This window comes from Acidiferrimicrobium sp. IK, assembly GCF_025499425.1.
Taxonomy (GTDB): Bacteria; Actinomycetota; Acidimicrobiia; order Acidimicrobiales; family Palsa-688; genus Acidiferrimicrobium.
In genome coordinates, this window is sequence record NZ_JAIMCB010000024.1 from 1 (window position 1) to 12,169 (window position 12,169).

11 protein-coding genes and 1 pseudogene are annotated in these 12,169 nt (G+C 70.9%); 6 read left to right on the forward strand and 6 right to left on the reverse strand.

Translation table 11 applies throughout. The features are described 5' to 3' along the window. The 3 genes and pseudogenes from K6U06_RS23260 to K6U06_RS23270 form a co-directional block, all read right to left on the reverse strand. Window positions 1–515 (reverse strand): annotated as a pseudogene (locus tag K6U06_RS23260) (hypothetical protein); the annotation flags it as partial. Between the two features lie 215 nt (window positions 516–730). After that, the gene (locus tag K6U06_RS23265; RefSeq protein WP_262324378.1) at window positions 731–1,204 is read right to left on the reverse strand and encodes a DUF2000 domain-containing protein; all 474 of its coding nucleotides are present in this window, start codon (window positions 1,202–1,204) and stop codon (window positions 731–733) included. A 31-nt stretch (window positions 1,205–1,235) separates the two neighbouring features. Next, on the reverse strand, window positions 1,236–1,997 hold the full coding sequence (locus K6U06_RS23270; protein WP_262324379.1) for a helix-turn-helix transcriptional regulator: 762 nt from the start codon (window positions 1,995–1,997) through the stop codon (window positions 1,236–1,238). A gap of 217 nt (window positions 1,998–2,214) precedes the next feature. Between K6U06_RS23270 and K6U06_RS23275 the strand changes: the two genes are divergently transcribed. From K6U06_RS23275 to K6U06_RS23295, 5 genes are all read left to right on the forward strand, one after another. Then, complete coding sequence (locus tag K6U06_RS23275) at window positions 2,215–3,483, forward strand: hypothetical protein (RefSeq protein ID WP_262324380.1); 1,269 nt, start codon at window positions 2,215–2,217, stop codon at window positions 3,481–3,483. Window positions 3,484–3,628: 145 nt separating this feature from the next. Next, window positions 3,629–5,026, forward strand: a complete 1,398-nt coding sequence (locus K6U06_RS23280) for an alkaline phosphatase family protein (protein ID WP_262324381.1) — start codon at window positions 3,629–3,631, stop codon at window positions 5,024–5,026. Continuing rightward, the gene (locus tag K6U06_RS23285) at window positions 5,023–6,234 is read left to right on the forward strand and encodes an alkaline phosphatase family protein (protein ID WP_262324382.1); all 1,212 of its coding nucleotides are present in this window, start codon (window positions 5,023–5,025) and stop codon (window positions 6,232–6,234) included. Before K6U06_RS23280 ends, K6U06_RS23285 begins: the two co-directional genes overlap by 4 nt. A 39-nt stretch (window positions 6,235–6,273) precedes the next feature. Further along, window positions 6,274–7,464 carry a magnesium transporter MgtE N-terminal domain-containing protein gene (locus K6U06_RS23290; RefSeq protein WP_262324383.1) on the forward strand — a complete coding sequence of 397 codons (1,191 nt, stop codon included), beginning with the start codon at window positions 6,274–6,276 and terminating at the stop codon, window positions 7,462–7,464. Further along, window positions 7,464–8,066 (forward strand): DUF1003 domain-containing protein, encoded by a 603-nt coding sequence (locus tag K6U06_RS23295; RefSeq protein ID WP_262324384.1) that lies wholly within the window; start codon window positions 7,464–7,466, stop codon window positions 8,064–8,066. The genes K6U06_RS23290 and K6U06_RS23295 overlap by 1 nt, the downstream gene beginning before the upstream one ends. A gap of 3 nt (window positions 8,067–8,069) precedes the next feature. Here K6U06_RS23295 and K6U06_RS23300 read toward each other — a convergent pair whose 3' ends face one another. The 3 genes from K6U06_RS23300 to hrcA are packed head-to-tail and all read right to left on the reverse strand — an operon-like array spanning window position 8,070 to window position 11,073. Then, entirely contained in the window at window positions 8,070–8,855 is a 786-nt protein-coding gene (locus K6U06_RS23300) for an RsmE family RNA methyltransferase (RefSeq protein ID WP_262324385.1), read from the reverse strand. Between the two features lie 45 nt (window positions 8,856–8,900). Then, window positions 8,901–10,031, reverse strand: a complete 1,131-nt coding sequence (gene dnaJ / locus K6U06_RS23305; RefSeq protein WP_262324386.1) for a molecular chaperone DnaJ — start codon at window positions 10,029–10,031, stop codon at window positions 8,901–8,903. Between the two features lie 34 nt (window positions 10,032–10,065). After that, window positions 10,066–11,073, reverse strand: a complete 1,008-nt coding sequence (hrcA, locus tag K6U06_RS23310; protein WP_262324387.1) for a heat-inducible transcriptional repressor HrcA — start codon at window positions 11,071–11,073, stop codon at window positions 10,066–10,068. Window positions 11,074–11,262: 189 nt separating this feature from the next. On the opposite strand from hrcA, the gene K6U06_RS23315 reads away from it, so the two are divergent. Then, the gene (locus K6U06_RS23315; protein WP_262324388.1) at window positions 11,263–12,135 is read left to right on the forward strand and encodes an aldo/keto reductase; all 873 of its coding nucleotides are present in this window, start codon (window positions 11,263–11,265) and stop codon (window positions 12,133–12,135) included. Window positions 12,136–12,169: the final 34 nt, after the last annotated feature.

Sequence of the window (12,169 nt, forward strand, 5' to 3'; positions counted from 1 at the left end):
TGCCCGTCTCGACCGATGTCGGAGTGGACGATGTGCAGCCGGGCGCCGGTGTCGAGCTGGGCGTCTTGGAGCCCTTCGGCCGGGTCCAACTTGCGGTGGCTTCGGCTGGCGTCGTCGAGGATCTTGGTCAGCACCCGCTGGAGGTGCTCGTCGTCGTGAAAGCTCTCGTCGTGATAGCCGGAGCGCCCCGTGTGCCTTTTGCAGAAAATGACATCAGGGGCATTTATCATGATTTCCCAGACGTCGGGGTCGTCGAGGAGCGGCTGGAGCGGCCCGTAGCCGGTTAGGTTGCGCAGCGCCCGCTCGGCGGCTCGCTCCGGCTCGGCGACGTCCATATCCCGGCGTCCCCGCTGGAACTCCAGGTGCCACTGCTCCAACTCGTCGTCGACCAGGTCCCGCAACGCGTTGGTGCCGGCGGGGCCGCTCATGTCGAGCGCCATCCGTTTGGCGCGCTCTTGCACCGCTTGCTCGATCTGTCGCAGCGGCGACACCGCTTGCGCCGACACCACACTCATCTCGCCCGCCTCCGAACCACGTCCGACGGCTCCCGACATGAAAGGTATCCAGAGGCCACGGCATCAGGCAAGGGCAAATTGGTCAAATTTCCGTTATCACAACCCTGCCATCCGCTCGCCTTCCGGCCTTGCGCTCCGATAGAGGGGCCACCCCGGCGACCGACCGGCGATCGCCGCAACCCCCCGGCCACACGCCCGTGGCAGCGGGTCTGGTCTCAACGGTGCAGCCGAGTGCCTTTGATCACCTTGTCCACCGCGTTCTTCGGGCCGTGCAAACCGATCCCGACCAGGTCGAGTTCGCCTCCCGGGACGGCACGAACCACAGCGCGATTGTCGGCGTCGTGGCCAGTGGCGAACATGTCCTTCGTGTAGACGGCCACCGGCAGCTCCCGTTGCACGGCACGGGAGCGGGCGGCGGCCAGCGTCTCGCCGGTGCCCTCGAAGACCAGAACCGGAACGCCGAGCATCCGCAGATACCGCTGCCCGTCGGCGTCCTCGTAGTCCGCGCCTACCAGCTCCGGGTGCGCGGCGCTGACCGCGCTGATCAGGAAAGCGGTCACGTTTAGGCGCTGCCAACTCTCTAGGTCGTCACGAATGACGACCGCGATCTTGCTCGCAAACGGGGGCACCAGCGGGTCTGAATTCACCAGAGCAGCCCACCACACGCCGTTGCTGTGGGTCTTGTACATACTTGATCCGGTCGGCCTCACCACCTTGGCCTCACCCACCGTGGCTCGAGGTCACCCCACGTTGGTAGCGGCCCGGCGTAATCGCGAGCAGCCTTTTGAAGTGGCGTGTCAGGTGCGACTGATCGTGAAAGCCCGTGGCTAGCGCCACATCGACGGGCGCCTCCCCGGCGAGCAGCCGACGCCGAGCGACATCCAGACGCCGCCCCAGCACGTACTGGTGCGGCGGGATACCGTAGCTACGAGTGAACGATCGCACGAGATGAGCGGTGCTCACCCCAACGGTCTGCGCCACTGCGGCAATGCTGCTGAGCGACCCTGAATCGTCGTCCAGGACCTCGCGAGCACGACGGGCGACCGCCATCTGCGCGCGGTCCTGCGCCACGGTCGCATCGGGGCGGCCGGTCAGGTGCCAGGCCAGCCGCTCGACGACCAGCGCCAGGCGGCTCTCGGCCTCGAGGTCCTCCCCGAGCACCAAGGCTTGGTCCAGCAGCGACGACTCGACCCGCAAACGGTCGTCTGAGATCATCGGCCCGTCGGCCGCCGAGCCGATCAAGGTTTCGGCAAACACGTCCCCGTCGAGATACACCACCCGCTTGCGGAACCCTCGAGATGTCGCCGGTCTTCCGTCGTGCACCACGTGGGGCGGCAGCAGCGTGACCCCGGCGCGAGGGACGGCGGCGTGGGCGCGCCGATCGAGGTTGTAGCCGATCAACCCGTCATCGACGAGCAGCAGCGTCCACGTGTCGTGGGTGTGGCCGGGATAGGCATGATCACGCCACTCGGCGTGGAGCACCTCGGCGACCCCGGCGACCCGCGGCCGCCACGCCCGCACCCGGTCCCGCCCGTCCACCCGAACAGTCTTCCAAACCGACAGCTATTAGGCCCGCCGGTCGGCTCTGCGACCCGCCGGGCCCTCCTGGGGTTCGGCGCACGGCCGCATGCCGGCAGTCGATTAGATCATGAAGTGCGATGAGATACCGTTCCGGTAAGCCGGCGGCTAGCGTCGCCGCATGCCACCCATCGTCGGCCTGGCAGCCAGGACCGTCCGGGGCCTGGAGTGGGTCGCCGCCGAGGAGATCGAGACCGCGCTCCCCGGCGCCCGCCGCTTGGAGCTCGCCGTCCGCCAGGTCAACTTCACCATGCCCGGCGAGGAGGCGGCCGCCGCCGCCACCCTGCGCACCGTCGACGACGTGTTCCTCCGGGCCGGGGCGGTGCGGGGCGTGGGAACCGACCGGAAAGCGCCGGCCCAGTTGGCCCGGGCCGTCACCCGGCTCGACCTGGCCGGTGCCTTGGACGCGCTGCGGCGCGCCCGCCGTTCCGCCGGCACCGAGCCGCTGCTCGATGTCGTGGTGAGTCTGGGCGGGAGCCGCCGCTACAACCGCTACGACGTGGAGGACGCGGTCGGCGCCGAGGTCGGGCGGATCCTTTCCGCCGCCTACGTCTCGAGGCGGGACGGTCCCCCCCCGGCGACCGGGTTCAGCCTGCGGGTGGCCGTCACCGGCGACCGGGCCGAGGTGCTGTTCAGGCTGGGATCCCAGCCCCTGCACCGGCGGCCTTGGAAGGTGGCGACGGGACCTGGGACGCTCCATCCGCCGGTCGCCGCCGCGCTGGTCCGCCTGGCCGGCTCGCCGCCGCTGGTCATCGACCCGTGCTGCGGGGACGGCACCATCCTCATCGAAGCCGCGACATCCGGCGCGGTTGCGATCGGCGCCGATCTCGACCCGCGCCGTGTCCGCAACTCCGGTGTCAACGCCGCCCGAGCCCGTTGCGCGTCGGCGGTCGGGCTGGTGCGGGCCGACGCCGCCGCCCTACCCCTGCGAGACGCCGTCGCCCTACCCATGCGAGACGCCGCCGCCCTACCCATGCGAGACGCCGCTCTACCCGTGCGAGACGGCGCCGGCCTCTTCTCCCCACAAGCCGGCGGGGCAGCCGTGAGCGCCGCGATCGTGACCAACCCGCCGTGGAACCGGGCGGTCGGCGCTGGAGGAGGCCTGGCCGAGTCGCTCGGTTCGCTCTGGAACGAGGCCGGCCGGGTGCTCGACGGCTCGGGCGTGGTTGCGCTGGTCGAAGACGCGGGCGGCGACGCCACCACCCCCGAGAGCAGCAGCCCAGAGTCGTGGGGGTGGCGCCTGGCCCTCCGCCAGCAGGCCCGCCTGGCGGGACGGGTCGTCGTGGTGAGCGTGGCCAGCGCGCAAGACCAAGCCGTTCTCCCGGAGGGGTTGGACCGCTGGCGGCGGCGCTCGATTGACGCCGGCGTCACTACCGCTACCGGCTTTTGAGGCCGCAGCGCGCCGCGACGATCTCGAATCGCGACGAGACCGCCCAGCCAGGATGTGACGGGGGTCTCGGTTCTCACCGACTGTTCGCCCCCAGTTCACTCCGGCGTGGCAGGAGGGCGGACGGGAGGAGCGGAACAGTCCCGGCGTGGCCTACTCACGACGCGAATTCCTCCGCTTGGGCGGCGCCGCTGCCGTCGCCGCCGCTGGCGGCCTGGCGCTCGGCCCGCTGGCCGGGCCGGCCGGCGCCGCCCCCCTCCGACAACCCGACAGCTTGTGGGATCCGCGCCGGCCGGCCGGCACGCTCGACCCCACCATGCCCTTCGATCACATCGTCGTGGTGATGATGGAGAACCACTCCTTCGACAATTACCTCGGCATGCTGCCCGCGGTGGGACGACCCCGCGCCGACGGATTCACGCTGCGCGCCGGGCGCCCGGTCAACTCGAACCCGTCGCCGACGGGCCCGGTCACCGTGTACCCGTTCCCGAGCACCGCGCAGGGACCCGACGTGTCCCAGGATTGGAACAGCACCCACGCCCAGATCGACCACGGGCGCATGGACGGGTTCATCACCGGCAATCGCGGCTCGACGCAGGCCATGGGCTACTACGGTCCCGAGGTGCTGCCTTTCGCCTACTCCTTCGCCAAGGAGTTCACGGTGGGCAACCGCTGGTTCTGCTCCGCGCCGTGCCAGACCTACCCCAACCGCCGGTTCCTGATGGCCGGCACGGCGTACGGGAACATCTCGACCGACCTGGCGTCGATCAACTTCACCCCGCCCCCGAACGGGACGATCTTCGACCGGCTGCACGCCTACGGCGTCAGCTGGCGCAACTACTACACCGATCTGCCGCAGACCGCGATCATCCCGTCGATCATCACCAAGTACCCGGGCAACCTGTCGCCGGTTGCGCAGTTCTTCCTCGACTGCGCGCTCGGCACGCTGCCGGCGGTGAGCTTCGTCGACCCCGAGTTCGGGGTGCTCGGCGAGGTCGGCGGCCCGCTGTCGCAGGTCCCCGGGGTCACCCGACTGGGCGACTACATCTCGACCCTCGGGGGCGACGAGGAGAACCCCCAGGACATGAGCTACGGGGAGAACTGGGCGTACCAGGTCGTCAACGCCGTCCTGCACTCGCCGGCGTGGCCCCGGACGCTGCTCGTCTACACCTTCGACGAGCACGGCGGCTACTACGACCACGTGCCGCCGCCGGCCGCGGTGGCCCCTGATGCCATCGCGCCCAGCCTGGCCCCGACCGACGTGCCCGGCGGCTACAACATCTACGGACCCCGGGTGCCGGCGATCGTCGCCTCCCCGTACTCGAAGCCGGGCGGCACGACCAACGTCGTCCACGACCACACCTCGGTCCTGGCGACCATCGAGGCCAAGTGGAACCTGCCGGCTCTCACTTACCGGGATGCCAACGCCCGGACAGTGATGGATTTCCTCGACCCGAAGGTGCCGGCGCTGGCCTCGCCGCCGCAGCTGGCCCGACCGTTGGACTACCTGCCCGAGATGCTGAGCACCCTGGAGGGAGCACTGTGACCCGTACCTCTCGCCGATCCCGACGCGCCGCCGCGCTGGCCAGCGCCGCGACCGCACTGGTCGCCGCCACCGCCGGGCCCGCGGCGGCCGCGCCCGCTACCCGCGCCGTCGCCGCCCCGGCCGCGACCGCTTCGGGGCTGCCGCCGATCACCCACGTGTGGAACATCGTCCTGGAAAACCAGGACTACGCCTCGACGTTCGGCAACCCGTCCGCCGACCCGTACCTGGCCCAGACCCTTCCCGCCATGGGAGCGCTGGTCCCCAACTATTACGGGGTCGGCCACGAGAGCAACGACAACTACCTGGCGATGGTGTCGGGGCAACCCCCCAACCCCGAAACCCAGCTCGACTGTCAGGTGTACAGCGACTTCTTGACTTTGGGGGCCCTCAACGGCATTCAGACCGGAGCCGGCTGCGTCTACCCCGACACCATCGCCAACATCGGCAACCAGCTCACCCGCAAGGGCCTGACCTGGAAGGCCTACGAGCAGGACATGGGCAACGACCCCAACCGGGAGACCGCCGCGTGCGGGCACCCGTCGATCAACTCGATCGACGGAACCCAGAAGGCGGTAGCCGGTGACGGGTACGCGGCCCGACACGACCCCTTCGTCTACTTCCATTCCGTCATCGACTATCCGACCTACTGCGACGCCCACGTGGTGGCGATGGGCGCGCCGGACGGCACCATGCCGGCCGCGGCCCTGGCCGGCGAGACCGGGCTGGCCACCGACTTGCAGCGAGCGTCGACGACACCGGCGTACTCGTTCATCACCCCCAACCTGTGCGCAGACGGTCACGACTACCCGTGCGTCAACACCACCGGCGGAACATCGGCGCTCGACGACATCGACTCGTTCCTCAGCACCTGGGTGCCCAAGATCATGGCGTCGCCGGCGTACAAGCGCGGCGGGCTGATCGAGATCACCTTTGACGAGTCCGATGGTCCGCAATCCGACAGCTCCGCGTGCTGCGGGGAGGGTCCGACGGTCGCCAGCCTTCTGCCGGGCATCACCGGTCTCGGCGGCGGAAAGGTCGGAGCGGTGCTGCTGTCGCCCTACATCAAGGGCGGCACGACGACCGCCGCCGCGTACAACCACTACTCGACGCTCGCCACCGACGAGAAGATCTTCGGCCTGCCCAGGCTCGGCGAGGCCGCGTCGGTGACCTCGACGTTCGGGCCGGACGTCTTCACCAACGCGAGGTAGCCGGCGCCCTCCAGCGCGTGGGTGAGTACCCTGCCCACCGTGGCCGAGGACCGCATATTCGCCGGCCGCCTGCTGCGCCTCGGCCTGACCGACGAGAACGGCGTCGCTCTGGGCCGGGTCGACGACATCTTGATCGCGCCGGCTTACAGCACCGCGCCTCCTCACGTCCTCGGCTTCGTCGCCGAGGTCCAGCGCCGCCGGATCTTCGTCAACACCGGGCGGATCGGCGAGGTCGACTCCCGCGGGGTGCGGCTGCGCCACGGCACCGTCGATCTGCGCCACTTCCGGGCCCGCCCGGGTGAGCTGCTCGTCAGCAAGATCCTCGGACGGCGGGTGGGCGGCGAGACGGTGATGGACGTCGCTCTCCGTCGCTCGGACCTCGGGGAGTGGGACGTCGCCGAGGTGGCGCTCGGCGGCGGACGGGCGATCTACCGCCGGACCCGGCGGGTGGTGGACTGGCACGAAGTCCGCTCGATCTTCGAGGGGGGCGTGCTGGCCGCGCAGGTCGCGGCGCTACGCGACCTCAACCCGACCGATGTCGCCGCGGAGATCCACGCCCTGGCGCCGGACCGGCGGGCGATGCTCGCCGCCGCCATCCCCGAGGAGCAGCTGGCCGACGTCCTCGAGGAGCTCCCGGAAGAGGAACAGGTGCGGCTGCTCGAGGACATGGACCTGTCCCGGGTGGCGGACGTCATCGAGGAGATGGAGCCCGACGACGCCGCTGACCTGCTGGCGGCCATGCCGCCGGCGCGCCGTGCCGACCTCCTCGACGCGATCGAACCGGAGGACGCGACGTCGCTGCGGCGGCTGTTGCGCTACGACGCCTCCACCGCCGGAGGCCTCATGACCCCCGAGCCGGTGATCGTCGGCCCGGACGTGGCGGTCGCGGAAGTGCTGGCCATCATCCGCCGCCAGGAGATCCGCGCCGCGGTAGCGGCCCAGGTGTTCGTGTGCGAACCGCCTTTCGCCACCCCCACCGGGCGCTACCTGGGCGTCGTCGGCTTCCAGCGGCTGCTGCGCGAGTCGCCGTCGCAGACGGTTGGCAACTGCGTGCGCGACGCCGGCTACGTCGAAGCCGATTTGCCGCAGCGGCAGGTCGCGGAACGCCTGGCGGCGTACAACCTGATCGGGTTGGCGGTGTGTGACAAGGCGGGGCGGCTGATCGGCGCGGTGACCGTCGATGACGTGTTGGACCAGACGCTGCCGGTCGGCTGGCGGAGGAGCCGCTGATGGCCCGGATCGGCACCAGGCGGATCCGCCGGCACGAGGATCTCACCACGCCGAGGGGATCGTCGGTGCGGCTCGGACCGCACTACGACCCGGAGGCGTTCGGACGGTTCTCGGAGGGCATCGCCCGGCTGTTCGGCACGGCCCGGTTCCTGGCCATCCAGACGGTAATCGTGGCGTTTTGGATCGCCCTCAACAGCGTCGGGATCATCAACCACTGGGACCCGTACCCGTTCATCCTGTTGAACCTGCTGTTCTCGACCCAGGCGGCCTACGCCGCCCCGCTGATCCTGCTGGCCCAGAACCGCCAGGACGAGCGGGACCGGGAGAACATCGAGCGCGACCGCAACGTAGCCACTCGCACGCAGGCCGACACCGAGTTCCTGGCCAGGGAGCTGGCGTCGGTCCGCCTGGCCCTCGCCGGGATGGCCACCACCGATGACCTCGACAGCTCCTTCGAGCGGCTCGAGGCCACGATGGCCCGAGTCGAGCAGCGCCTCGGCCGTCTCGACGCAAATGGCTCGGTCATCGCTGGCGGGGCTGCAGAGGACGCCGCCGAGGACGCGGCCCGCAGCCGGATCCGCTCGGAGCCGCCGGCGGGGTGACGCTCACCCTGCGGGAGCTACCAGCCCGGCCCGCAGCCCGGCGAGCAGGGCGCCGGCGGCCAGCGCGGCGGTCTCGGCTCGCAGCACCAGCTCGCCGAGCCCGACCTTTCGGAGCCCGACCGACTCCTCCTCTGGGGTCCACCCACCCTCGGGCCCGACCAGGATCCCGACGGCCGCGCCGCAGGCGGCCGACCCCAGCGCCGGCGCCTCCCCGCCTGGTGCCGCCAGCGACCAAGCGGTGCGGTGTCCGCCGCCACCGGCCACCGCGACAGCGGCCGGCAGTACCGCAGACCCCGAACCCGCCGGCGACGACCCCGCCGGCCACGACCCCGCGGCCAGGTCAGCGAACCCGGCTACTCCCTCCACGATCGGCAGCCACACCCGCCGGCTCTGCATGGCTGCCTGTCGGGCCACCTCGCGCAGCTTCGCCAGGTGGCGGGCGGCTCGTTCGCCGTCCCAGCGCACCACGCTGCGGCCGCTCGACACGATCACGATCCGGTCGACGCCGAGCTCGGTGAGCTTCTGGACGGTCCACTCCGGCCGGTCACCCTTGGTCGGCACGAAACCCACCGCGATGGCCGGCGCCGGCGGGTTCTCGCTCACTACCGGACCGGTCGCATCCAGCCCTCCAGGCGGCGCGTAGACGCACTGGCGCCACGATCCGCGGCCGTCGGACGCCACGACCGGCTCCCCGGACCGCAACCGCAGAACCCGCCCGAGGTGGTGCGCGTCGGCGGGTTCGAGGGCCACGTCGTCGCCCGCCAGCGCACCGGGCGCGACGACGACCATGGCGGACGCTTGTCGGCGCGACTGGTCCACCGGCGCCGGCGGTGGCTACTTGAAGGCGCCGCGGATGCGCGACATCAAGCCCGCGTCGGCCTCGGCGACCTGCTCGCCGCGCTCTGCCGCCAGCTGCCGCAGCAGTTCTTCCTGGGTCTTGGTCAGCTCGGTGGGCGTGTCGACCACGACCGTGACGAGGAGATCGCCTCGCCCGTGACGGCCCAGGTGGGGCACCCCCTTGCCTCGCAGTCGGACCTGCTTGCCGCTTTGGGTGCCGCCGGCGACGGTGATCTCCTCGATGCCATCGATGGTCTCGAACGGCACATGGGCGCCGAGGGTGGCCTGCGTCATCGGCACGTGCAGATCGGCGAGGAGGTCGGACTCGGATCGGGTCAGGGTCGGGTGGGGCTTGACCCGCACGTGGACGTAAAGGTCGCCGTTGGGCCCGCCGCGGGGGCCGGCCGCGCCGCGGCCGGGGAGGCGCAGCGTGGTGCCGGTGTCGACGCCGGCGGGCACCTCGACCACGAAGCTGCTCTCGCCTCGGATCCGGCCCTGGCCAGCGCAGTTGGTGCACTTGTCGGGGATCTCCTGGCCCAGACCGCCGCACTGCGGGCACGGCCCGGCGGTGACCATCTGGCCGAGGATGGACTGGCGGACCCGGCGCACCTCGCCTGCGCCGTGGCACACCGAGCAGGTCACCGGGGACGTGCCGGGCTTCGCCCCGCTCCCGTCGCAGACGCTGCAGCGCTGCAGGACCCGGATGTGCATCTCCTGTTCGGTGCCGAAGACCGCGTCGCGAAAGTCCAGGTCGATCACCGCCTCGGCGTCCTCGCCTTGGCGGGGGCCGCTGCGGGCCCGGCCGCCACCCGACGCGGAAGCCCCGAAGGGGCCGCCGCCGCCGAAGAACGCGTCGAAGATGTCACCCAGCCCGCCGCCCGCGAAGGGGTCGCCGGCGCCCGAGCCGCGCGGCCCGTCCGCGCCGAACATGTCGTACTGCCTTCGCCGCTCCGGGTCCCGCAACGTCTCGTAGGCGCGGGTGACGGCCTTGAACCGCTCCTCGGTGGCCTGGTCGCCGCCGTTGGCGTCGGGGTGAAGCTCCCGGGCGAGGCGGAGGTACGCCTTTTTTATGTCGGCCTCGCTGGCGGTGCGGGAGACGCCGAGCTCCGCGTAGTAGTCGTCAGCCACCTGGGTGATCCGTTCTTCCGTTCCGTGCGGAGGGCTATGCGCCCTCGCTGAGCGCCCTGCCCAGCCGCTTGCTGACCACGGCGACTGCCGCCAGGGCCTGCTGGTAGTCCATGCGAGTGGGCCCAAGGATACCGATGGAGCCGGCCCTCTCCCCCTCCACGTCGTAGGGAGCGACGATGACCGAGCAGTCCGCCAAAGACGGCACGCCGTGCTCGGCTCCGATCGACACCGACAGCCCGCGGTCCAAGATGTCGGAGATCAACCCGACCACGACCACCTGCTGCTCGAGGATCCCCAGCACCTGCCGGATGGTCTCCACCGCGTCGAAGGCCACCGCCATGCGCGACGCCCCGCCGACGAACACGTTGTCGGTGCCGCCCTGAGCGTCGTCGGCCCCGAAGGAACCGATGGCCCGGGCCACCAGGCCGTCGACGGCGAGGTCGCCGGTGGGCGCGACCGGCGCCGGCGCGCCCCACACGGTCCCGGTCAAGGACTTGGTCAGGTGCACCGAGGCCGCCGACAGCGTCACGTCGTTGGTCTCCTCCACCATCTCGATCGATCGCTTCTCGACCGTGCCGTTGGAGAGCACGACGACCGCCAGCGCGACCCGTCCGCCGAGGCCGACCAGCTGCACGCTGCGGACGTAGGCCAGCTCGTGGGACGGCCCGACGACGACGGCCGCGTAGTCGGTGAGAGCCGACAGCAGGCGGCTGGTATCGGCCAGCATCCGCTCCAGCTCCCCGTGGGTGGAGGAGAAAAACGTCCGCACCTGCTGGCTCTGCGCCGGCTGCAGCTGCCCCTTGGGGGCCAGGTGGTCGACGAAGAACCGGTACCCACGGTCGGTGGGTATCCGCCCGGCGCTGGTGTGGGGCTGCACCAGGTAGCCGTCGCGCTCGAGGGCGCTCATCTCGTTGCGGATGGTGGCCGACGACACCGGCAGCCCGGCCCGTTCGGCGACGTGCGCGGACCCGACCGGCTGAGCGGTCCGGATGTACTCCTCGACCACGGCGCGGAGTATGGAGGACTTGCGGTCGTCGAGCATTGTCGTCTGGTCAGGTTACCGGCCCTGCCTGCGAATCCCCGGACGCTAACCGTCTGGGTGTGGGTAGAACGTTCGGGGAAAGCAGTCGGTCGCCCCCGCACGCGTGCCGCGGCCCGGCTCCTCCCGCTTCCGCCGGACGAAGACGGCTCGCCGCTTCAACCGGCCCACGCCACACGACAAGGAGATGTCATGGCCACCTCAGACACCATTTCGCGCCCGGTGCTCGCTTCTGGGACGTTCCGTTTCGCCGACGTCGAGGTCCACCGCCTCGGCTACGGAGCCATGCAGCTGACCGGCGACGGGGTGTGGGGTGAGCCCAAGGACCGCGACGAGTGCATCCGGGTGTTGCGCCGGGCGGTCGAGCAAGGCGTGGACTTCATCGACACCGCCGACTCGTACGGCCCCTACGTCAGCGAGGAGCTGATCAGGGAGGCGCTGCACCCCTACACCGACGGGTTGATCATCGCCACCAAGGCCGGGCTGACCCGGACCGGGCCCGGCGAGTGGCTGAGCGTGGGCCGCCCCGAGTACCTGCGCCAGGAGTGCGAGATGAGCCTGCGCCGCCTCGGGGTGGAGCGCCTCGACTTGTGGCAGCTGCACCGCATCGACCCCAAGGTTCCCGCCGAGGAGCAGTTCGGGGTGATGAAGGAGCTTCTCGACGAGGGCAAGGTCCGCTCCCTCGGGCTCTCGGAGGTGTCGGTGGCCGACATCGAGGCGGCCCGCAAGGTCATCCCGGTCGCCACGGTGCAAAACCTCTACAACCTCACCAACCGGCAGTCCGAGGACGTGCTCGACTACTGCGAGAAGGAGCAGCTCGGGTTCATCCCGTGGTTCCCGATCGCCTCTGGCAAGCTGGCCGAGCAGGGCGGCCCGGTGGACCACATCGTGAAGGAGACCGGGGCCAGCCCGTCTCAGGTGGCGCTGGCGTGGCTGCTGGCCCGCTCGCCGGTCATGCTGCCGATCCCCGGGACCAAGACCGTCGCCCACGTCGAGGAGAACTGCGCGGCGGCGACGGTGACGCTCAGCCAGGAGCAGGTGGACTCCCTCACCGCGGCCGGGTGAGCGGCGCCCGGCGTCCTTTCTCCATCGTGGCCGG